Source organism: Streptosporangium sp. NPDC000563 (assembly GCF_040299985.1).
Lineage (GTDB): Bacteria > Actinomycetota > Actinomycetes > Streptosporangiales > Streptosporangiaceae > Streptosporangium.
On sequence record NZ_JBEPDA010000001.1, the window covers coordinates 1,701,817 to 1,722,446 of the forward strand.

At 69.8% G+C, this 20,630-nt stretch carries 19 protein-coding genes; 10 read left to right on the plus strand and 9 right to left on the minus strand.

Annotated elements, in window-relative coordinates:
* Positions 1–19: 19 nt before the first annotated feature.
* Together ABT352_RS08035 and ABT352_RS08040 are read right to left on the minus strand one after the other, a co-directional pair.
* Positions 20–1,195 carry a glycosyltransferase gene (locus ABT352_RS08035; RefSeq protein ID WP_350943386.1) on the minus strand — a complete coding sequence of 392 codons (1,176 nt, stop codon included), beginning with the start codon at positions 1,193–1,195 and terminating at the stop codon, positions 20–22.
* The gene (locus ABT352_RS08040; protein ID WP_350943388.1) at positions 1,192–3,987 is read right to left on the minus strand and encodes a bifunctional glycosyltransferase/CDP-glycerol:glycerophosphate glycerophosphotransferase; all 2,796 of its coding nucleotides are present in this window, start codon (positions 3,985–3,987) and stop codon (positions 1,192–1,194) included. The genes ABT352_RS08035 and ABT352_RS08040 overlap by 4 nt, the downstream gene beginning before the upstream one ends.
* Positions 3,988–5,181: 1,194 nt before the next feature.
* Here ABT352_RS08040 and ABT352_RS08045 point away from each other — a divergent pair.
* The 4 genes from ABT352_RS08045 (at position 5,182) to ABT352_RS08060 (ending at position 8,012) form a co-directional block, all read left to right on the plus strand.
* On the plus strand, positions 5,182–5,685 hold the full coding sequence (locus ABT352_RS08045) for a hypothetical protein (RefSeq protein ID WP_350943390.1): 504 nt from the start codon (positions 5,182–5,184) through the stop codon (positions 5,683–5,685).
* Positions 5,686–5,828: 143 nt separating this feature from the next.
* Positions 5,829–5,954, plus strand: a complete 126-nt coding sequence (locus ABT352_RS08050) for an AAA family ATPase (protein ID WP_350943392.1) — start codon at positions 5,829–5,831, stop codon at positions 5,952–5,954.
* A 421-nt stretch (positions 5,955–6,375) separates the two neighbouring features.
* Positions 6,376–6,915 (plus strand): RNA polymerase sigma factor, encoded by a 540-nt coding sequence (locus tag ABT352_RS08055; protein ID WP_350943393.1) that lies wholly within the window; start codon positions 6,376–6,378, stop codon positions 6,913–6,915.
* On the plus strand, positions 6,912–8,012 hold the full coding sequence (locus tag ABT352_RS08060) for a CU044_5270 family protein (RefSeq protein WP_350943395.1): 1,101 nt from the start codon (positions 6,912–6,914) through the stop codon (positions 8,010–8,012). The genes ABT352_RS08055 and ABT352_RS08060 overlap by 4 nt, the downstream gene beginning before the upstream one ends.
* Before the next feature lie 28 nt (positions 8,013–8,040).
* On the opposite strand, the gene ABT352_RS08065 is transcribed toward ABT352_RS08060, so the two are convergent.
* The 6 genes from ABT352_RS08065 to ABT352_RS08090 form a co-directional block, all read right to left on the minus strand.
* Entirely contained in the window at positions 8,041–9,054 is a 1,014-nt protein-coding gene (locus ABT352_RS08065; RefSeq protein ID WP_350943396.1) for an SRPBCC family protein, read from the minus strand.
* Positions 9,055–9,233: 179 nt separating this feature from the next.
* On the minus strand, positions 9,234–10,214 hold the full coding sequence (locus tag ABT352_RS08070) for a pyridoxamine 5'-phosphate oxidase family protein (protein ID WP_350943398.1): 981 nt from the start codon (positions 10,212–10,214) through the stop codon (positions 9,234–9,236).
* A complete protein-coding gene (locus ABT352_RS08075) occupies positions 10,215–10,658 on the minus strand; it encodes a VOC family protein (protein ID WP_350943399.1) in 444 nt (147 codons plus the stop codon).
* A gap of 433 nt (positions 10,659–11,091) precedes the next feature.
* Positions 11,092–11,667, minus strand: coding sequence for a CGNR zinc finger domain-containing protein (locus tag ABT352_RS08080; RefSeq protein ID WP_350943401.1), 576 nt, complete (start codon positions 11,665–11,667; stop codon positions 11,092–11,094).
* Positions 11,668–11,883: 216 nt separating this feature from the next.
* Positions 11,884–12,090: a hypothetical protein gene (locus ABT352_RS08085; RefSeq protein WP_350943403.1), complete on the minus strand. Its 207-nt coding sequence runs from the start codon at positions 12,088–12,090 to the stop codon at positions 11,884–11,886.
* Positions 12,080–13,738 (minus strand): PspC domain-containing protein, encoded by a 1,659-nt coding sequence (locus ABT352_RS08090; protein ID WP_350943404.1) that lies wholly within the window; start codon positions 13,736–13,738, stop codon positions 12,080–12,082. Before ABT352_RS08090 ends, ABT352_RS08085 begins: the two co-directional genes overlap by 11 nt.
* Before the next feature lie 142 nt (positions 13,739–13,880).
* On the opposite strand from ABT352_RS08090, the gene ABT352_RS08095 reads away from it, so the two are divergent.
* The 6 genes from ABT352_RS08095 (at position 13,881) to ABT352_RS08120 (ending at position 19,743) form a co-directional block, all read left to right on the plus strand.
* Positions 13,881–15,095 (plus strand): ATP-binding protein, encoded by a 1,215-nt coding sequence (locus tag ABT352_RS08095; protein ID WP_350943406.1) that lies wholly within the window; start codon positions 13,881–13,883, stop codon positions 15,093–15,095.
* A 67-nt stretch (positions 15,096–15,162) separates the two neighbouring features.
* Positions 15,163–15,801 (plus strand): response regulator, encoded by a 639-nt coding sequence (locus ABT352_RS08100; RefSeq protein ID WP_350943408.1) that lies wholly within the window; start codon positions 15,163–15,165, stop codon positions 15,799–15,801.
* A 51-nt stretch (positions 15,802–15,852) separates the two neighbouring features.
* Positions 15,853–17,322, plus strand: coding sequence for a glutamate-cysteine ligase family protein (locus ABT352_RS08105; RefSeq protein WP_350943409.1), 1,470 nt, complete (start codon positions 15,853–15,855; stop codon positions 17,320–17,322).
* Positions 17,323–17,377: 55 nt separating this feature from the next.
* Complete coding sequence (locus tag ABT352_RS08110; RefSeq protein WP_350943410.1) at positions 17,378–18,052, plus strand: neutral zinc metallopeptidase; 675 nt, start codon at positions 17,378–17,380, stop codon at positions 18,050–18,052.
* A gap of 269 nt (positions 18,053–18,321) precedes the next feature.
* A complete protein-coding gene (locus ABT352_RS08115) occupies positions 18,322–18,600 on the plus strand; it encodes a WhiB family transcriptional regulator (RefSeq protein ID WP_350943412.1) in 279 nt (92 codons plus the stop codon).
* 123 nt (positions 18,601–18,723) lie between these two features.
* Positions 18,724–19,743 carry a CPBP family intramembrane glutamic endopeptidase gene (locus ABT352_RS08120; RefSeq protein WP_350943414.1) on the plus strand — a complete coding sequence of 340 codons (1,020 nt, stop codon included), beginning with the start codon at positions 18,724–18,726 and terminating at the stop codon, positions 19,741–19,743.
* Between the two features lie 163 nt (positions 19,744–19,906).
* On the opposite strand, the gene ABT352_RS08125 is transcribed toward ABT352_RS08120, so the two are convergent.
* Complete coding sequence (locus ABT352_RS08125) at positions 19,907–20,626, minus strand: PIG-L deacetylase family protein (RefSeq protein ID WP_350943416.1); 720 nt, start codon at positions 20,624–20,626, stop codon at positions 19,907–19,909.
* Between the last annotated feature and the right edge of the window lie 4 nt (positions 20,627–20,630).

Genomic DNA, 20,630 nt, shown 5'->3' on the forward strand with positions numbered 1-20,630 from the left:
CCCGCCGGTCCGGGGACGGTCAGCGGGTGATCTGGTCGAACAGGGCCTCCCAGCGGTCCAGGACGTGGTCGGGGCGGAACGCCTCGACGTGCGCGCGGGCGGCGGCTCCCAGCCGCCGCCGCTCCGCGGCCGAGGCGATCAGCCCGGCCAGCGCGGCGGCGAGCCCGGTCACGTCGGCCGGGGGCACCAGCACCCCGGTCTGCCCGTCCAGTACGAGTGACCTGAGTCCGCTCGACACGTCGAACGCCACCGAGGGCACCCCGTAGGAGGCCGCCTCGCCGACCACCAGCGGCAGCCCCTCGTGCTCGCTGGACAGCGCGAGCAGCGACCCGCCCGTGTACTCGTCCGCCATCCGGGCGGCGGGCACCGCGCCGCGGAACACCACCCGGTCGCTCACCTCGCACTCCGCGGCGTGCGACAGGAGCCGTTCCCGCTCGGCCCCCTCGCCGATCAGGTGCAGCTCCCAGCCCTCGCTCGCCTCGCGACGGGCCCTCACGAGATCCGGGTGGTCGCCGTCGCCCTCTGCGCCCTCTGTGCCTCCGGGACCCGGACGGCCGCACGCCCGCGCGAAGGCCGAGATCAGCCGGTCGAACCGTTTCACGCCCTCCAGCCTGCCGACCCCGAGCACCCGGCGGGCGGTGAGGTCCGCGGTCCGCGAGGGCCAGACGGGCAGCGGGTTCGGGATGGACCAGGTGTTGGGCAGCAACGCGTGCTCGGAGAACAGCCACGCGTCCTCCTCGCTGAGGAACACCGCCTTCTCCAGGGCGCCGTAGTGGCCGCGGACCGAGCCGAGGTGCCACGATCCCCGCGCGTGCTCGTAGGATCCGTGGTACTGCCCGATCGGCAGCAGTCGCTCGGGCAGCAGGTCCCCGATCCGGGTGACCACGCTGGGCGAGGAGAGCACCGCGAACCCCGACCCCACCTCCCGCAGCAGCCTGTCGAGCGCCTGCCGCTCGCGGCGCCTGCCGAGTCGGGAGAGCCTTCCCACCGGAGCCCGGTGGATCACGTGACTGGTGTAGCGAGGCCGTTCCACATAGCGGAACGGCTTCTCCGACCGATGCAGCCCGATCACGTGCACCTCGCGGCCCCGTTCCGCCAGGCCCTGCGCCACGGTGTGGGTGACGCGCTGGACGCCGCCCAGGGTGTCGGCGTCCAGGCACGCGAACACCACCGCCCCACCGCGCCCGCCGGTCACCGCGACCGTCCGAGCAGCGGCAGGCGTGCCAGGTGCCGTGGCACGATCGGGGGGCGTTCCCGCACGTCGGAGGGGAGAGGGGCCTGGGCGTGCCGGGGGTCGAAGAAGGCGTCCACCACGTTCGCCGAGGCGTTCCCCTTCTCGTCGGCGCACCACGTCCTGCGGAACGCGATGTACCTGGAGGCGAACGCCGCCGTCGTCCCGTCGAGATCTCGCAGCACCTCGATCAGCTCCTCGGTCGTGGTGAGGCAGGGGCCGGGGGCGATCGCGGGCAGGTCGTGGTAGACGCCGCGTTCCACCCTGCGGTACTCGTCCCAGTCGTCGATCAGGAACAGCATCGGCCGCCCGGTGATCGCGTAGTCGCACATCAGCGACGAGTAGTCGGTGAGCAGCGCGTCCGAGAGCAGGATCAGGTCGTTCACCTCCGGATAGGAGCCCGCGTGCCGGACGAAGTGGCGCAGATGCTCGGGCACCTCGAACCGCTCGACCGGGTGGGTCCGCAGGATCACCGTCCAGTCGCCGGAGAGGGCCTCGGCCATCGCGTCCAGGTCGGCCCTGACCGACTGCCCGGACCCCTTGGCCCGGTCGCGGTAGGTGGGGGCGTACAGCAGCACCCTGGACCAGTGCGGGATCTCCAGTCGCCTCCTCGCCCGCCCCGCCGCCTCCCGGTCGCCGCGCACGAGCACGTCACAGCGGGGAGAACCGTGCCGCAGCAACCGCCCCCGGTAGCCGTTGGAGGGCACGAAGACCCGCTCGAACTCGGCGCTGGGCGAGACCAGCGCGTCCCAGCGGTCCACCGCGGCCCGCCAGGTCGCCCTCGGTCCGTCGAAGTCGGCGCGCAGGTCGGGCGCGTCGAAGCCGACCGACTTGATGCCCTGGCCGTGCCAGGTCTGCAGGTAGCGGGTGCCCGGCGGTTTCGGATAGGCGAGCGGCATGCCATGGCTGTCGACCCAGTAGCCCGCCCTCGCCATGGTCCAGATGTGGCGCCAGCTCATCCGCCGTACCAGCCGGACACCGGAGGGAAAGTGCCCCCGTGCCGTGGCGGCCGACCACACCATCTTCAGCGGCGCGCCGCGTCGCCTGAGCTCCTCGTAGATGTAGCGCGGGTTCCCGGTGTATCCGGTGCCGACATCGGACTCGAACAGGGCGAGGTCCCTGCGCGCGGGCAGCACGGAGATCAGGCTTCTGTAGACGCGGAGCTTCACCTCCGGCCCGCTCACCTTCCGCAGCAGGCGGGCGGCGGCCCGCTTGAGCCTGGGCAGCTGCCGCAGCAGCCCCTGGCGGCGCCAGAGCACCCGCAGGAACGCGGCGTTCCCCTCCGCCTTGACGACGATCTCGTGGCACAGGACGGTCGTGCCCAACGGCGCGGTGGACGGGTCGACGAGCAACCGGTCGGCGGTGACCCGTCCGTCGGGGTTGAGGATCTCGATCACCGGGTCGTAGCGGCCCTCGAAGCCCAGCCGGCCGTGGTGGATCGTGGTGAGGTCGATCGTCGCCTCGCTCAGATAACCGCCGTCCGGCTGCTCGCGCGGTTCCAGCCGCAGCCGATCGTTCCTGAACCGCAGGTACGCGGTCCAGCCGGGCGTGGCGGTGAGCACGCCGAACGGGTCGTACGTCGTGATCGCGAGCCTGATCAGCGAGCCCTTGCCGGTGACGACCGCCTCGTGGCGCAGCCGGGAGGCGCTGTAGGGAAGCTCGGCCATCCGAAGCGAGGTGATCTCCCGCCTCTCGTCGGGGACCGCGCCCCAGTAGGTGCGCCCCCCTTCCCGTACGGCGACGCGCGGCGGGGCCTTCGGGCCGTTCAGCGACCGGGCGGCCACCAGCAGCTCGTCGGGCCTGCCGTCGAGGATGAAGCTGCAGCAGACCCGCATCAGCGGGTCGATCGTCTCGAACACCACCGGGTCGAGCTCCGCCAGGTAGGGGCGGACCACCGAGACGAACTCCTCGATCCACGCCGGGTCGCGCGAGGGCAGCGGGTTGAGATAGACCCGCAGGTCCTGGCGGATGAAGCGGCGCTGCCGCTCGTGCACCAGGTGGCCGAGGCCGTTGTCCCGCAGGATGTCGTCGCTGAGGCGGGCCGCCCTGATCCTGGAGCGGACGTTCGTCATCTCCGTCAGGCACAGCGAGATCGACAACCGGGTCTCGCTCTCCGCCGAGGCCCGGTGCCAGATGTAGACCACCCAGGGGACCACGGCGAACCGCCGCGCCGCGCAGTACAGGGCGGTGGTGAAGACATGGTCCTCGTAGTGCATGTCCTCGCGGAACGGCACCTGCCGCAGCAGTTCGGCCCGGTACAGCTTGTTGGTGCTGAAGGAGTCGAGGAACATCTCCGGCTCCTGGGCGATCCCCTCGACCGTCCTGCGCCTGGCGAACAGCGCGGGGTAGTAGCGCGCGGTCTTCCCGCTCCGCTCGTACAGCCGGGTGATCTGCCCGGTGACGAAGTCCGCGCCGGTCCTCTCGATCTCCAGCAGCATGCTCTTGCAGGCGTGTCTCGTCAGCTCGTCGTCGCTGTCCAGGAACATCACGTACGGCGCCCGCGCCGCCGCCACGCCCCTGTTGCGCGGGACCCCGCACCCCCCGCTGTTGACCTCCCCGCGCAGGTAGCGGACCCTCGGGTCCTTGCGCTGCAACTGCCGGGCCACCCTCTCGGTGTCGTCGGTGCTCGCGTCGTCCGCGATGATCACCTCGATGTCGCGCAGGGACTGCCGGAGTACGGACCGCACGGCCCTGGCCAGCCGTGGGGCATCGTTGTAGGTGATGACCACAACGCTGCATTCCGGGATATTGATCACGACCCGAGATATTCCCGGGAAAAAGTAGGCAGTTGTCCTACTTGTCCACTGATAACACTATTTTTGATGCCCTATGGGGCGCGATCCAGGTCCCGTGCTGCCGGGCACCGCCCGAGCCGTGACGGCCGGGGCCGTCAGGAGGACTTCGATCCTCTCATCGCCCGGTCGCGTCACAGTCCTCCTTGGAGGGGTCTGGCATGCATGATCTTCTAAGCCGCCCAGCCTCCACCTGCCGGGCTCGATACAGTGGTCGGCCAAGCTCGGCGAGACCTGCGGACGCCAGGCCACCCCGCGTACACGCGGCTATCAAACAGTCGTAAATCGCTGTTGGTGATCTAACTCTGGGCTTCGATCGATGGGTTAGTTGGGTGGCGCGATTCTTGCAGAAGTCCTTACCGTCCGGCAAAAGCATCTAATTGACTATAAAACTGCTCACCTCCCAGAGAATATTGATCATGGTCGGGCGATAGGGAAGGGATCCTCGAAACTTGTCTGCGGGCAGCCGGAGGGCGACGAGTCAATGCTCTCTGCAGTAAGGTTGTGGCCAACCTCTATCTTTTGCCGACGGGTGCGCGTAGGCTGATGATGGTTAAAATCCGGCAAGATCGGGCATCTGTGGCAAACTATATGTGAATAGAATAAAATCCCTTATGCGGCTAAAGGGAACGGTAAAACTTCTGTCAATCACGGGAAACTTATAGTGGCTGCAGGCGTCGCTGGTTAGCGTCCGTCTCATGAGCCAGCCAGACCGAGGGTACGTACGTGGAGAGGCCTGCAGTTGTGGACCGCCTCCCGAACGGTGCGTAAAGGACAGTGAAGTGCTGACTCACCACACCAAGAATGCGGGGGAGTTCCTTAACGCGCCTCGTGTCGAAACTGAACGCGAAGTTTCTCTTCTCAGAGGAAGGCTCACCACCGAAGAGGCCACGCGTTACCGCATCAGGCGGGGTGGCGAGGCGGCGATAAAAGCGGCAGTCGAAAGATCGGAAGTCCGCCATACCACTGCCGGTCGCTTAAGGCAGGCCGGCTTCGCGGTGGTACACACCCCGGGAAGAAGGGTCAACGGCCCCCATGTTTCGGTGGTGTGGCCGGATGACGACCCGTTGGGGAGGCAGGACATCCCGTGGCCGGACAGCGTGGAGGCCGGGTTTGCTGACTGTTTTGTTGGACACGGCTAGATGTGAGGTGGTTTCAGTGAACCTTGACTCCCTGGTGAAACAAGGTCGCCTGCCATGGTGCCCAAATTCCCAAGCAAGCCGCCTGGAAGTCTTTCACCGGTACGAGATTCCACTTACCGGGGTCTTCTGGATGGGACAGTCCGCAGTCCTCTTCACGATGACCTTTGAAGGGGATAGAGATCTATCGGTCTGGGCTTACGTGGAGCTGGACGCAGAGGTGGCGGCGGGCATGAAGGGGCTTGTTTTCGAGTCTCTTGAGGCGCTCGACGAATGGGTCGATGCTCAGTTCGTCGGACGGGAAGCTGTTCTGGCGATCGTTCGCGAAGACAAGATCGGAGATCGTTGGACACGGATGCCTATAGAGTCCGGCCTGTTGGAGGCAACGGACTCCTTTCTTACCGCGATCATCCGGAGCTTAGAAAAGGTCGAAGACACCACGAGTAGGATTCGAGCCAAGATCGCAGGGCTTGACGCGGCCCGATCCGAGCTTCCCGACAATTCCGAACTCCTCAAAATTTAAGATCAGGTCGGTCTGTGTTTTGTGTGCCTGTCGAGGTGTCGACACCACACTGGTCTCCTGCTTGAACCCCTACGACTTCCAGAGCCTCATCGGCCCAGGTTCGCCATGACCCTTGAGGTTCGCCATGACCCTTGAGGGAGGACATGAGCCCCGAATCCAGGCTGATCCTGCTGTGCGGGCTGCCCGGCTCCGGGAAGGCGACGCTGGCCAAGCACTTGGCGAGAGAGCTTCCAGTGGTGCAAATGAGACGACATCGGCTGGCAGGCTGAAGTGCTACGAACAAGGCAGTCATCAAACCAGTGCGAGTGCCCTGCGTCGTGCGCAACCATGAAGGCCCCACAAGCGGGCAGCGCGGCACGGCGCGTGCATGTCGTATCAACAGGCTGCGAAGGTCAGCCGAAAGCGGTGTCGATATCGTCGGCCAGGGCCAGGGCCAGGGCCAGGGCCTGGGTCGAGACGGCGACGAGCATCAGTGCGGGGGCAGCGGCGTCCTTCGGCTCCGGCAACCTCCTTCACCACTCTCACCCCATCGTTGGCTGATGCACCGGCCTGAACGTCCACCGGGGCCGTAGCGACTGCCCAGAGGTTCCGGCTGCTTCCGCCGAAAGGGACGGCGAGAAATAAGGGAAGGGTGGGATGCCCGTCGGGCAAGAAGGGGTGTCTTGTCCTTCTGGCAAGGGAGCCCCTTGCATGATCGCTGTTTCTGATCTGTCCTCGCTGGTCGACCGGGAGCGGTTCGCCGCCGTCTTCGACGCCAACTACGAGGAGATTCGCCGCTACATCGGGCGGCGGCTCGGCCTCGATGTCGCCGAGGATCTGGCCGCCGAGACGTTCCTGATCGCCTTCCGTCGTCGCGACCGGTTCGATGCCGCCAGGGGCGGGGTCCGGCTCTGGCTGTACGGCATCGCCACCAACCTGATCGGCCGTCACCGTCAGGCCGAGATCCGCCGCTATCGGGCGCTGGCCAGGACCGGACCGCCTCCCGACGACGACGGCCACGATCAACGGGTTGCCGAGCGGGTGACGGCGGGGGTCACGGTCGGTCGGTTGTCAGGGGCATTGGCACGGCTGTCCAAGGGCGAGCGCGACGTGGTGCTGCTGATCGCGTACGGAGGGCTGACCTACGAGGAGATCGCCGAGGCGCTCGGGGTCGCCTACGGCACGGTGGCCTCCCGGCTCAGCCGGGCGAGGACCAAACTGCGCGACGTGCTGGGAGTGGAGGTCTGTTGAACGAGTTCCGGTTCATTGACGATGTGATGCCCGACGTCCCGCTCGCCGATCCGGCGAGAGTCGCCGAAACCAGGGCCAGAGCGCTGAACGACGCGAGGTTCTCACAACGACGGTTCGCAGGACGGTCCCGTAGCCGTTTTGGATGGGCGGTCGCGGCCGTTGCCACGGCAACGGTGGTCGCGTTCGTTGTAACCGTGCCCCGACTGGGGCCGGACGCCGCACCTCGGGCGGGAGGGCCGGGAGAGGTGCTGGAGGCGGTGGCCGACCGGGCGGCGGCGAGACCGAAGCCTGTCGAGAGCCTGTACTGGCGGGCGACCACCCAGTTGTTCCTGCGGGTGCGGGTCAACGGCTACGTCGTCGACGACTGGGGGCGGCAGACGCTCTGGTACAGCCCTACTCTGCCCACGGTGCGCGAATGGACCAGGCTCGGTACGGTGCCGTCCACGGCGAAGGACCGTGCCGCGTGGGAGCGGGCCGGTTCGCCGGAGCTTTGCGCTTCGCACCGCGACTGTGACGTCAACCTTCCACCGATCGACCGGACTCTTGTCACGCCGGATTCCTCGAATCGGCCGGCACGTCCCCTGCGGGTCTTCAACGTGCCCTTGGACGTGAAGGAGGTCATGGAACTGCCGGAGAAGCCGGAAGATCTCAGGGCCAGACTTCTCACGTACTGGCCCGCGTACAGCAAGGCGAAACCGAAAGGGCCTGACGAGACAGTGGACGACTGGCTCTGGTCACTGGGGTCCTCCCTCCTGTGGGACGTGCCCATTTCGCCGGGTACGGGCGCGGCCGTCTACCGGATGCTGGCGGCTCTCCCTGGTGTTCGGATCATCGAAACGGTCCAGGGGCCCCACGGGCGCGTGGCGATCGCACTGGCACGCGAATCCTCGTTCGAGGGTACGGAGAGCCGAATTTTGATCGACCCCTCCACCGGCGACCCACTCGGTCTCCGCAAAGCATTGGTGACGGCCAGGGACGGCATGCCATCCGGCACTGTGATCACAACAATCACCGTCGGAAAGTCCGATTGGACCGATAGGTCGCCTCACGTACCCAAGGGCTGCACGTCGGACGACGTCGAAAAGTGCGTTTACTGAGGATCGCGGGAGACGCTCTGACAGCTGGTCAGTGCCGTAGAGCGCGGCGGATCAGCCAGGTGAGCAGGATGAGGGCCGCCAGGGCGGCGACCAGGGGGCCGATGCGCTTGAGCAGGGGCATGCCCGCGACCTCCAGGAGGTTCAGGGCCTCCTCTTCCGGGCTGAGCGAGGTGCGCGAGGTGCCCGCGGGGTGGCTCTGGCGGGACTCGGCCTCCTCGTTGACGGAGAGGCCGGGCGGTGTGGGCACCGCGCTGAGGTGACGTCCCGGTGTGGCCGGGACGCCGGGGGCGTTCAGTCCTTCCGGGCCGCCGGGGCCACCCAGCCCGGACGCCGCCGCCTCAGAGGCCGCCGGGCCACCGGGGCCTTCCGCGCCGTGACCGGTGGAGCCTGCGGGGCCGGGGAACGCCGAGCCGGTGGTGCCGCTCTCCGCGCCGGGGCTCCCGGCGCCGGGGGGTGTCGAGCCCGTCGAGTCCGAGTCGGCCGGACGGGCCGGGCCGGGACCCCAGCTCTCCGAGATCGCCGGAACGTCGTCGGCCGACTCCGGTTTCCCGGCCGCGCTCCGGCCGCCCACGCCGGTCGTTTCCGTGCCGGAGCCCTCGCCCAGCAGGCGGGAGAGGTTGGCCTCGAACTTGTCGATCAGCTTCCCGCCCACCTCGGTCAGCACGCCTCGGCCCGCCTGGGCCGGGCGGCCGGTCACATCGAAGGAGGTGTCGACGGTGACCCGGGTCTCGCGACCCTGGGGGTGCAGGCGTGCGACGACCGTGGCACCGGCCGTGCCCGGACCTTTGGCCTCCTTTCCGGAGGCCCTGATGGTCATGGTGTGGGTGTCCTCGTCCACCTTCTCGAAAGCGACGTCGCCCTGGTACGTCACCGTGACCGGGCCGATCTTCATCTTCATCCGGCCGGTGTAGGAGCCGCCCTCGACCTTGTCCACGGCGGCACCCGGCAGGCAGGGCGCGATCCGCTCGACGTCGAGCAGCACCGGCCACGCCTGCTCGACAGGCAGGGGAACCGTGAACTCGTGCTCGAACCGCATCGCCATCGCTCCGCTCCTTGCCGGTCGGCCGCTGTCGCGACATTACGACTACGCGGGGGCGTATCGCCAGTATGCCGCTCTGGAGTCCCTTCGGACCCTCACGGCGGGCCGTGTCCACGCTCCAGCTTCGTGTCCTTTCCTTCCTACTGCCCTCATTGGCGAGGGCGATGCGTCCGGCCGTGCGGTCAGACCGGCGGGTTGTGGCGGGAGTACTCGGTGAACCTCCAGCGGAGCGGGCTGGCTCCCGGTACGCGGACGACCCGGTCCACCTCGAACCTGACCAGTCGCTCCGCGCCCGGAACGCTCCCCGGATCCCAGTCGATGCGGGCACGTCCGGTCAGGTGCAGGGCGTCGCCGCCCTCCCAGTCGAGGAAGAGCAGGCCGCAGCTGTCGTCCAGCTCCAGGTTCCCCAACGTCATGTACATGGAGTTGCCGACGTACTCCGGCCAGACCAGCCGCCGGTCGTCCAGCACCCGGACGAACCCGGGGTTGCCGCCCCGATGCGACAGGTCGGTGCCGAGGCCGGGCGCGGTGGTGGCGACGAAGAACGTGTCTGCGCCCTCGATCCAGGCCCGGTCGTCGTCGCCGAACGCCGTCGCCGAGGAGAAACCGGCGAGGTCGGCGTCGGGAGAAGCGGAGGTCCTTTCATGGGGATCGGGTGAGCCGGGAATTTCCGGGGAGTCTCCGTGGGGATCGGCGGAGCCGGGAGTTCGGGAGGCGGGTCCCGCCGGTTCCGTGACGATCTCTCGCGCCTGGATGTACTTGGGACAGTTGGCGTACGTCTGCTCGGTACGGACGATCAGCCGGTCGCCTTGCCGCGAGACCGTGCCGTTGATCCGCATCCTGCGCCTGCTCCGCGGCTCGATCGCGAGCATCCCGATCTGGCCCCCGTCCAGCCCGGTCAGCGGGTCGTGCTCGCCGGGCACCGCGTCGATCACGACCGTCCGCTCGTCCACCGCCTCCGCGAATCCCTCGGGTCCGGTCAGGACGGACGCCCACAGGAGTCCGTCCCGTCCTGTCGCCCCGATCAGCAGCATCCGCTGTCGCCCCAGGAACTCGGCCGCCACCGTCGGGATCTCCGGCCGGGTCCTGGCCGAGCCCAGCGCCACCGCGCGGACCCCGGCCCTTCGCTGGACCGCGAGCTCTCCGGCGTGTTCCACGGGCATCTAGAAGAAGCCGCAGGTAGGAGCGGCGGCCACCGGTACGGGAGAACCTTCGACGCCCGTGGGCGTGTAGATCTCCAGCCGGATCCCGTCGGGGTCCTCGAAGAACACGCCGCCCGAGGACGCGCCCTCGCCGTGCGCCACCACGCCGTCGTGGTGGAGCGTGGCGCCGGCCTCCCTGATCGCGTCCTCGGCCCGGCGGACCGCCTCGACGTCCGGAACCTGGAAGGACAGGTGGTGCAGGCCGGGCAGGCCGGTGGCGAAGCGGCCCTCGCTCTGCTGCCAGAGGGTGAGCATCAGCGTGCCGTCGAGACCGAGGAAGGCGTACCTGCGGTCGGCCTCACCGGACTCGGCGAGGACCTCGAAGCCGAAGATCTTCAGGTAGAAGTCCCTGGACCTGTCGAGGTCGGAGACGTTGAGGCCGACATGGCCGGTCTGGAAGGTCATCTGATCTCTCCCGTCAGGTTTTCTAACGGATCGGTCCGTTAGTTTGGCTGCAGGATGAATCTAACGCATAACTGGCATTTTTCCCATTATAAATTTGTGGTGTAAATCACAATAAAGAAGACCTAGATGTGAGATCGCGGCGTCGGGTGTGAGTTCGGCGCGGGTGTCGCGGGTGCGGCCCGACTCGGACGCGGACGTGAGGTGGATCGTCCCGGCGTCGGCCCACGTCGTTCCGTGGCGGGGGGCTCGGTGCCACCTCATGTCGTTCCGTGGCCGGGGTCTCGGTGTTGGTTCGCGTTGTTTCGTGGCCGAAGTTCCGGTGCCGGTTCGCGCCACCTCGCACCCGTGCGTGGGAAAACACCCGTGCGCGGGGAAAGGGGGAGCCGTCGCGGCGACGGCTCACGTGTCACTCGTGAGGGAATCCGGAAAGGCGTCAGCCGTCGCGGTGCTGGTGGTAGTGGCGGGCCGCGCGGGCCCGGTTGCCGCAGCCGACCGAGCACCACTCCTGCCGGGCGTGGTCCTTGAGAAAGTAGAGCACGCAGCGCGGCGCGGGGCAGGTGCGGAGCCGCTCCCGCTGCGGCCCGGCGAGCAGTTCGATCGCCGACGTCGCGAGGGCCGCCCGGATCCGCTCCGACTCCGTGACCCCGTCGCCGTGGACGCTGCGTGCCCGGGGAACGCCCTCGGCCGGCCACTCCAGCCGCGCGGCGAGCGGCACGGCGAGAGCCGCGGCGTTGACCAGGTCGAGCGACTCGGCGAAACCGGGAAGCCGATGCGCGTCCGCGCCGCTCGCGGCGCCCGGCTTCACCGCCCTGGCGAAGAGCGCCCGTACGGCCTGCCGCAGCTCCACCACCTCGACCCGCAGCCGCTCCGAGGCGACGAAGTCCGAGTCGATCCCCAGCTCGGCGGCGTGCGCCCGGCCCCACGCGGTCATGCCCGCCACGTCGGCGAGCGTGTCCGTGAGTCCGGCCCGCGTCGCGCGGACGGTGCTGACGAACTCCAGGGCGGACATGCTCCGACTCTAATGCCTGATCTGGCCTTTTGCCGTGAGACCCGGGGCGGCGGGATCGGAGAGGTGAAGCTCGTGGTCCTGGCGCCGGACGGCCTTGCGTGACCGCGCGGACCGTGCCGTCCTTGACGGTGAGATGCGAGGGCGAATCGGTGAACCGCTCGTTCGCGAGCCAGGAGCCCGTGCCGTTCTCGACTGTGAGGTGTGAGGCCCGCGGTTCTAACGCCGGACGGACTTGACCAGGATGGTGACCAGGCCCGCGAAGCCCAGGCCGCCCACCAGGATCGTGAGCATGACCAGTGGCGAGACGGACGGCTCGCTGATGAAGACGATCCCGGCCGCGATGAAGACCACGCCGCTGAGCAGGGCCATCCAGTCGGTGCGGTGTACGCGACGCTGCTCGGCCCTGTCGATGTCAGGCCGCACGGCGCACCTCCACGTCCCCGATGCCGGCCTTCACGTTCAGCACGATGGTCGCCACGTCGCCCTTGGGGGGCACCTCGGGCTCCAGGATCTTGTTGTGCGCGATGTCCGCCCCTCCCTCCACCGCATGGTCGATCTTGATGTCGCCGAACCTGGTGGAGCTGTTCACCTCGACTCTGGCCGTCGCGGGCAGGATCACGCTTATCGAGCCGACCGAGATCGAGACGTCCACGATGGTCCGTGAGCCCTGGGGCAGGACCAGGTCGCTCAGGTCGAGTCTGCCCGCTCCCACGCCCACCGAGTAGTCGCGGGCCACCTCGGACAGGGTGACGGGCCGCCAGTCGAAGTCGCCGAACTTCTTCGGCATACCGCCCAGCGTGGGCCCCGCGACCAGGGCGATCGACAGGATCGTGCCGGTCGCGACCAGTCCCGCTCCCCGGCCGAACCAGGTGGCGACCAGCAGGCCGGCGCCGATGACGACGAGTACCGCGCCGCCGACGACCGTCATGTTGACCGATCCCGAGGCGGACTGGATCGCCACGATGACCCCTCCAACGATCATGGCCAGACAGATGGTGATGCTCCCGACGAGCGACCTGGGCCGTCGCGGGGCGGGTGGTGCCACCACCGGCCCGCCGTACGCGGCCGGGTCGTAGGGGGAGTAGGGCTGCCGCCTCCGGGGATCCAGAGGCTGGTAGGGGCCGTACGGCGAGAAGGGGGCGCCGGAGGAGTCGAAGGACGGCCTCGTGTGGGCGTAGTACGGGTCCTGCGGGGTCTCGCCGGGCGCCTCCCGCGGTGGCATGGCGGGACCGGGGGGCATGCCCGGCGCATGCCCGGTGGGGCTTTGCGGGGTGGGGAGCGGATGGGACGTCGTGGAGCCCGGTCCGGCCTCGGGCGCGTACGGCTCCGTGACCGTCTCACCACCCGGCCGCGGCGCGGCGTGAGCGGCGTCTTCCGCGGTGGTGCCGACGTGAGCGGTGTCTCCCGAGGTGGTGCCGGGAGGGCTCGCCGTCGGAGCTCCGGCGTACGCGGTGGGGCCGGTGGCCCAGGGCGCGGCGGCGTGGGCGGCCGGGTCCCGTTCACCGACTCCGGGCGGTCCTGCGGGGGTGGACGGGCCCGGCCACCGGCCGGGCGGGTGCGGGGTGCGGCGCCTGCGCAGCCGATCGGGCAGGGACCTGGCCACGGCCAGCAGGTCGACCCCGCGGGAGTGGGCGGCGAGCAGGGCGATCGCGAACACCGTGCCGACCACGACCGTGCCGGTGCCGATGCCGTCCGAGGAGACGTTGACGATCAGCCCGAGGGCGAACAGGCCGGTGAGCAGGGTCAGGACCGTCTCGCTGTCGAAGTCGCGCCGGGTCCACTGCTCGAAGTAGCCGGGGCCGCCGTCGGTCTCGCGCATCAGCAGGAACGCCGCGAGGTAGAGCATGATGCCGATACCGGAGCCGAGCACCAGGACCGCGAAGCCGACCCGCAGCACCACGGGATCGATCTGGGCGTATCTCCCCAGCCCCGCGCAGACGCCCGTGAGCATCCGTCCCTCGTTGCTGCGCTTCAGGCCGTGCTCCTCGAAACGCTCCTCGGAGCGTTTTCCCGAGAGGGAGGAGGCGGACGGCGAGCTCGCCGGACCATGGGCCCGCCCGGTGTCGTTCATATGGTCAATCGTGGCCTTTCCCGGTCCGTGACGCATCCGGGAGACCCCTGAGTCGTCCCGGAGGGGGGATGCCTCTCTCAGGGTCGCTTCAGGGGAACGCCTGATGCAGTGGCAGGCTGGTTCATGTGACGATGCTGACGATATGGCTGACCGACAGACAGTTCGTGATTCGGCGCCCGTGACACCCGAAGAAGCCCCTTTCCCCCGCCTTGTGCGGCCGGTGGAAGGACGGCTGATCGCAGGGGTGGCCCAGGGCGCCGCCGCCCAGCTCCGGCTCGACCCGGTCGTGCTGCGGCTGACCTTCGTGCTGCTCACCGTTCTGGGCGGGTTCGGCACCCTGGCGTATGCCGCGCTGTGGATGTTCACCCCGCGCGAGCCGCACGAGGGCAGGGAGCCTTCGAGGGACTGGAGCCAGCTCGCCGCGTACGGCGCGATCGGGTTGGCGCTGACGGCCCTGGGCTGGCTCACCGGCGCCTCGGAGACCGGGATCGGGGCCTGGCCGCTCGCCGTGGGCGGCATCGGTTCGCTGATCCTGTGGCAGCAGGCCGACCCCGACCGGCGGCAGCGCTGGATGAACCACACCGTCGGGCAGGTCCGCCAGAACCGGGTCCGTACGTTCCTCGGGCTCGTGCTCGTCGTGGTCGGCGCGATCGGCTTCCTGGTGGCCAACGACGAGCTGGGCAAGGCCCGTCCCGGCATCGTGTTCACCATGGTGGTCGTGGGCGGTGTCGCGCTGATCGCGGCGCCCTGGCTCGCCGCCCTGTGGAAGGAGCTTCAGCGCGAGCGCCGCGAGCGCATCCGGCAGGAGGAACGCGCCGAGGTGGCCGCCCACGTGCACGATTCGGTGCTGCACACGCTGACGCTCATCCAGCGCAACGCCCAGGACCCGCGCGAGGTGATGCGGCTCGCCCGCTCCCAGGAGCGGGAGCTGCGCAACTGGCTCTACCAGCCCCAGCAGGACGCCGACGCGTCGGTGGCCGCGGCCGTGCGGCGGGTCGCGGCCGAGGAGGAGGACGCGCACGGGGTGCCGATCGAGGTCGTCTGTGTCGGCGACGGCCCGCTCACCCCCGAACTGTCCGCGATGATGCAGGCCGCGAGGCAGGCCATGGTCAACGCCGCGAAATACTCCGGTGCCGAGGTCGTCTCCGTGTACGCCGAGACGGAGCCGGACGAGGTCACCGTCTTCGTCAGGGACCGGGGGGCCGGGTTCGACATGAGCGAGGTGCCCGAGGATCGTATGGGTATCCGCCAGTCGATCATCGGCAGGATGGAACGCCACGGGGGCAGCGCCCGGGTGCGGACCGAGCCCGGCGAGGGCACGGAAGTGATGCTGACCATGAAGCTGGAGAAGACGTGAGTATCGAGCGAGCCGAAGTCGTGCGGCCGGCCGGAAGGCGGACCTCGGGACCGCGAGGGGAAGTCCGATGAGCGTGGTGAAGGTTTTGATCGTCGACGACCACCGTCTGTTCCGTTCCGGGGTGCGGGCCGAGCTCGGAGACTCCATCGAGGTGATCGGGGAGGCCGAGGACGTGGAGTCCGCGGTCAAGGCGATCGCCGCCCTCGGGCCCGACGTGGTCCTTCTCGACGTGCACATGCCCGGTGGCGGAGGCCAGGAGGTGCTGCGCCGGGTCCTCGGCTCCGGTTCCACGGTGCGCTTCCTCGCCCTGTCGGTCTCCGACGCGGCCGAGGACGTGATCGGCGTGATCCGGGGCGGCGCGCGGGGATACGTGACCAAGAACATCAGCGGGCGGGAGCTCACCGACGCCATCCGCAGGGTGGCCGAGGGCGACGCGGTCTTCTCGCCGAGGCTGGCGGGGTTCGTGCTGGACGCGTTCGCCTCCAGCGAGGCCCCGCCGATCGACCCCGAACTCGACTCGCTCACCCAGCGCGAGCGCGAGGTCCTGCGGCTGATCGCCCGGGGGTACGCGTACAAGGAGATCGCCAAGGAGCTGTTCATCTCGGTGAAGACCGTGGAGACCCACGTCTCGTCCGTGCTGCGCAAGCTGCAGCTCTCCAACCGCCACGAGCTGTCCCGCTGGGCCACGGCGCGCCGCCTGGTCTGAACCTTCACCCCCTCCTGTACGAGCAGTTACTTATGTGCGACTCTGCGAAGTATGGGACGCGATGTACCCGCGATGGTGTTCAGCCGCGAGGACCGGCGGCGCTACCGGGACAAGGTTCGGCGGTGCCTTGACGTCTTCGCGCAGCTGCTGCGCGAGTCCAGGTTCGAGTTCGACAGGCCCCGGGCCGGGCTGGAGATCGAACTCAACCTCGTGGACGAGCGCGGCGAGGCCACGATGAAGAACACCGAGGTGCTGGAGGCGATCGCCGAGCCCGACTGGGGGACCGAGCTGGGCCAGTTCAACGTGGAGATCAACGTCCTGCCGGAGTCGCTGGAGGGAGACGGTGCGGCCCGGCTGGAGAAGGTGATCAGGGACCGTCTCAACCACGCGGAGGAACAGGCCCGCACCGTCGGCGGGCACATGGTGATGGTCGGCATCCTGCCCACATTGCGGGAGAGCGACGTCCACGAGGGCACGCTGTCGGCCAACCCCCGTTACAAACTCCTCAACGAGCAGATCTTCGCGGCGAGGGGCGAGGACCTGCACCTGTCGATCGAGGGCGACGAGTCCCTGGAGACCTACGCCGACAGCATCACCCCCGAGGCCGCCTGCACGAGCCTGCAGCTCCACCTCCAGGTCAGCCCCGAGGCGTTCGCCGCCAACTGGAACGCCGCCCAGGCCATCGCGGGCCCCCAGGTGGCGCTGGCGGCCAACTCGCCGTTCCTGTTCGGCCGCAGGCTCTGGCAGGAGACCAGGATCCCGCTGTTCGAGCAGGCCACCGACACCCGCCCGGTGGAGCTGAAGACCCAGGGCGTCCGGCCCCGGGTGTGGTTCGGCGAGCGGTGGATCACCTCGGTCTTCGACCTCTTCGAGGAGAACGCCCGCTACTTCCCCGCGCTGCTGCCCCTGTGCGACGAGGAGGACCCGCGCGAGGAGCTGGCACGCGGGATCACCCCGCAGCTCGGCGAGCTGACCCTGCACAACGGCACCGTCTACCGGTGGAACCGGCCGATCTACGCGGTCGTGGACGGCACCCCGCACCTGCGGGTGGAGAACCGGGTGCTGCCCGCCGGGCCCTCGGTGGCGGACGTCGCCGCCAATGCCGCCTTCTACTACGGGCTCATGCGCGTCCTCCCGTACGCCGAGCGCCCGGTGTGGACGCGTATGTCGTTCGCCGCGGCCGAGGACAACCTGCACGCCGCGGCACGGCACGGCCTGGACGCCAGGCTCTTCTGGCCGGGGCTCGGTGAGGTGGCCGCGTCCGAACTGATCCTGCGCCGCCTGCTGCCGCTCGCCCACGAGGGACTCGACCTGTGGGGCGTGGCCCCCGACTCCAGGGACCGGCTGCTGGGGATCGTCGAGCAGCGCTGCCTGACGGGCACGACCGGGGCGAGCTGGCAGATCGACATGGTGAACGCGTTCGGCGACCTCGAAAGGCACGAGGCGCTGCGCCGGATGACGTTGCACTACATCGAGAACATGCACACCAACGAGCCCGTCCACACCTGGCCGTCCCCCTGAACCCCGGTCGTGCCGATTCCGCGCGCGGGGAGCGTAACTCCGTCACGATGGGTTCATGAGAGCGTTTTCTTTTCTCCTCGTGCTCGTGCTCGCGGCCGTCACCGCCTGCGGGAGCGTCGGGGAGGGCCCGGAACCGGAGGCCGGTCCCGCCGGTGAGCGGGCCACGCCCAGCGCGCGCGGGGAGACGTTCGAGTCGGACGTAGAGCTGGCCAGGGAGCTCACCGAGGCCTACTGGAAGCAGACCTTCTCCGCGGCGGGGCTGACCTACCGCCCGGTCGCCGCGTTCACCGCCTACCAGGGAGAGAACGGGCCCGACTGCGGCGGGCAGCCCTCGGTGCCGAACAACGCCTTCTACTGCCCGGTGGGGCACTTCATCGCCTACGACGAGAGGTGGATGAACGAGCTCTACGAGCGGATGGGCGACGGCTCGGTCTACGTGATCATCCCGCACGAGTTCGGCCACGCGGTGCAGGCACAGCTGAACACCGCCTTCCGGCTGAGCATCGAGCAGGAACTCCAGGCCGACTGCTACGCCGGAGGAACCCTCGGGGCGCTGGTCAAGGGCGGCGCGCTGCAGACCGAGCCGGGCGACGAGGACGAACTCCTGCTCAACCTCGCCGCGGCCGGCGACCCCACCGACGACTGGCTGCGTCCGGACGCCCACGGTACGGCGGGGCAGCGCCAGGAGCTGTTCGTCAAGGGCTACAACCAGGGGACGAGCGTCTGCTGAGGCGCACCGGGAGTCATCGCGCGGGAGCCGAGAGGCCCGGAGCCGGGGACCACGTCCGCGATGGTCTCGCGCGGTTTCACGTCCGGGCGTCCGGAGCCGCCGCGTGGGAGCCGCGGGGGAGCCGGAGGAGCCGCCGGGCTGGGCACCCGCCTGACCAGGCCGCGACGAAAGTACGCCGCGATGAGTACACATGAATCCGCCGGGAGGTTGATGCCGGGCCGTCCCGGTCCACCTACGCTGAGGGCGGGGAGCGACCAGGGGGTGATGGCATGCGGATGACGGTGCGAGAGATCGGCTGGGCCGCGCGAGGTGCCTGCGGTACGAGCGATCCCGAGCTGTTCTTCCCGCTGACGCAGTCGGCCGAGCACGAGGCGCGGGCGAAGGCGGTCTGCGAGCGGTGTCCGGTGCTGAATGAGTGCCGGGCCTACGCGCTCCGTGCGGCCGAGCCGGAGGGGATCTGGGGTGGCCTGACGGTGAAGGAACGCCGCGGCCTGCGCTTCCCCGACGGTTGGCGCCAGGCCGCCACGGGCCGGGCCCCCGTCGCGTAGCCTCGAACCGGATTCGTGCCGGATCGGCGGGGATCATCGAAGGCGCGGGGCGGGCCCGAGGTCGCGATCCCCGGCGCGGCCCGGCAGGCGGGGCGCGAGACGACGTCCGAGGGAGTCGTGGGCATGGAACGCGAGCCGGGACGAGCCGCCCGTGCCGGATCCGAGGCGGTGCCCGGCGCTCTGCCGGGCACACTGGCGGGCACCCTGGCAGGCACGGTGGCGGTGCTGGTGGCGGCGAACGTGCTCAACAACCGCCTGGCGCCGAGGCTGGCACCGCTGACCTCGGCCGCGGCCACCGGCGCGCTGGTCGTCATGGCCCGCCGTTCCGGGCTCTCCTGGGCCGAGCTGGGGTTCCACCGGCGTTCGCGGGGCCTGCGGATCGGTGGCGCGCTCGCCTCCGCCGTGGCCGGGGCCTACGCCGCCGGCATCGCCGTGCCGGCCACCCGCAGGTTCTTCCGCGACGAGCGCGCCCTGTCCCTGTCGCGCGCCCGCGCGCTGGAGGAGGCCCTGATCCAGGTGCCGTTCGGCACGGTCCTGCTGGAGGAGGTCGGTTTTCGCGGGGTGACGCACGCCCTCGTCGCCCGCTCGCACGGCCACGGTACGGCGACCGCCGTCTCCTCGGTCCTCTTCGGCCTCTGGCACATCCTGCCCGCCGTCGACATGATGGCCGCCAACCCCGCCCTGAGCCGCCTGGCCACGGGGGAGGCCCTCGGCGCCCCCGGCGCCCCGGGTGCCCCTGACGTTCCCGGTGTCCCCGACGCCGCGGGCTCCGGTGGCTCCCGTGGCTCTCGTACGGAGGGGACGGGAGGCGAAGGCCCCGGCGTCCCGGCCGTCCTCGCCTCTCGCGCGCGAGGAACGGGAGGCGAGGAGGGCTCCGGGGCACCGGCTGTGCCCGCCGGACCGGACGCGCCGGGCGTGCCACGAGGCCCGGAGGGGGCGCCCGCGTGGCAGGTGGCGCGCGTCGTGGCCGGGTCGGTGGTCACGACGGGCCTCGCCGGGGTGCTCTTCACCGAGCTGCGCAGGAGGGGCGGCCTCGCCGCCCCCGCCCTGTTCCACGTCGCGACCAACTCCCTGGGCTACCTGTTCGCCCGCCTCGCCCCGCCGGAGGAGCCGGCCTCGGGCCGCGGACCGCTGCCGAGGTGACCCCGCGCCGGCGGGTCCGGCAGTGCTCTCCCGGTCTCGGCCCCCGGCCGTGCCTTCCCGGCTCTTCCCGGGCCGTGCCCTCCCGGCCTGCGCGCGGGGAGATCAGCGCCCCGGCTCGGTCAGCGAGCCGTGCGCCAGGCCTCCCGGCCTGCGCGCGGGGAGATCAGACGGTGATGACCCGCTGGAAGGCCTCGACGTAGCGACCCTCGCCGAAGCCCGCCTCGGTGGCGATCTGCGAGAAGCGGCCCCGCAGGAAGTCCTCGAAGTCGTCCAGGTGGTCGATCTGGCTGGCGTGGGCGCGCAGGGCGGCGAGCTTGCGGTCGAAGGTGTCGGTGACGTCCACGTAGTGGTCGGGCGTCGGGCCGCCGTTGAGCCAGACCTCGCGGACGGTCCACGCCTCAAGTCCCTCGTCGAGCAGCAGCGAGGGGAAGGTGTACGGGTTGCGCGCGTCGGGATAGACGGCGTCGAGGGTGCAGCCGCCGACCGCCCGGTGGTCGGGGTGGCTGGGGGCGATGAACCGGTGGTTGCGCTCGGGGCTGTGGGTGATCACCAGGTCGGGCCTGACCTGGCGGATGACCCGGGTGATCTCGCACCGCAGCTCCAGGCTCTGCACCACGGTCCCGTCGTGGCGGCCGAGGTAGCGCACGTCGGTCACCCCGACGGCCTTGGCGGCGTTGGACTGCTCGGTCCGGCGCAGCTCGGCCATCCCGGTGTTGTCCAGCTCGCGGTCGAAGCCGCCGGCGTCACCGTCGGTGACCACGCAGTACGTCACCTCGACACCTCGCGCGGTGAACAGCGCCATGGTTCCCGCGGCGGCGAAGTCCACGTCGTCGGGATGCGCGGTGACCGCGAGCACGCGGCTGATCTCGTTTTCCGAAAGCATGGGA

What these genes read in the sequence shown, in the direction of transcription:
- ABT352_RS08050 (WP_350943392.1), top strand. Translation starts at nt 5,829, where the DNA reads ATGAGCCCCGAATCCAGGCTGATCCTGCTGTGCGGGCTGCCCGGCTCC.
- ABT352_RS08055 (WP_350943393.1), top strand. Translation starts at nt 6,376, where the DNA reads ATGATCGCTGTTTCTGATCTGTCCTCGCTGGTCGACCGGGAGCGGTTC.
- ABT352_RS08065 (WP_350943396.1), bottom strand. Translation starts at nt 9,054, where the DNA reads ATGGCGATGCGGTTCGAGCACGAGTTCACGGTTCCCCTGCCTGTCGAG.
- ABT352_RS08070 (WP_350943398.1), bottom strand. Translation starts at nt 10,214, where the DNA reads ATGCCCGTGGAACACGCCGGAGAGCTCGCGGTCCAGCGAAGGGCCGGG.
- ABT352_RS08075 (WP_350943399.1), bottom strand. Translation starts at nt 10,658, where the DNA reads ATGACCTTCCAGACCGGCCATGTCGGCCTCAACGTCTCCGACCTCGAC.
- ABT352_RS08080 (WP_350943401.1), bottom strand. Translation starts at nt 11,667, where the DNA reads ATGTCCGCCCTGGAGTTCGTCAGCACCGTCCGCGCGACGCGGGCCGGA.
- ABT352_RS08090 (WP_350943404.1), bottom strand. Translation starts at nt 13,738, where the DNA reads ATGAACGACACCGGGCGGGCCCATGGTCCGGCGAGCTCGCCGTCCGCC.
- ABT352_RS08095 (WP_350943406.1), top strand. Translation starts at nt 13,881, where the DNA reads ATGGCTGACCGACAGACAGTTCGTGATTCGGCGCCCGTGACACCCGAA.
- ABT352_RS08100 (WP_350943408.1), top strand. Translation starts at nt 15,163, where the DNA reads ATGAGCGTGGTGAAGGTTTTGATCGTCGACGACCACCGTCTGTTCCGT.
- ABT352_RS08105 (WP_350943409.1), top strand. Translation starts at nt 15,853, where the DNA reads ATGGGACGCGATGTACCCGCGATGGTGTTCAGCCGCGAGGACCGGCGG.
- ABT352_RS08110 (WP_350943410.1), top strand. Translation starts at nt 17,378, where the DNA reads ATGAGAGCGTTTTCTTTTCTCCTCGTGCTCGTGCTCGCGGCCGTCACC.
- ABT352_RS08115 (WP_350943412.1), top strand. Translation starts at nt 18,322, where the DNA reads ATGCGGATGACGGTGCGAGAGATCGGCTGGGCCGCGCGAGGTGCCTGC.
- ABT352_RS08120 (WP_350943414.1), top strand. Translation starts at nt 18,724, where the DNA reads ATGGAACGCGAGCCGGGACGAGCCGCCCGTGCCGGATCCGAGGCGGTG.
- ABT352_RS08125 (WP_350943416.1), bottom strand. Translation starts at nt 20,626, where the DNA reads ATGCTTTCGGAAAACGAGATCAGCCGCGTGCTCGCGGTCACCGCGCAT.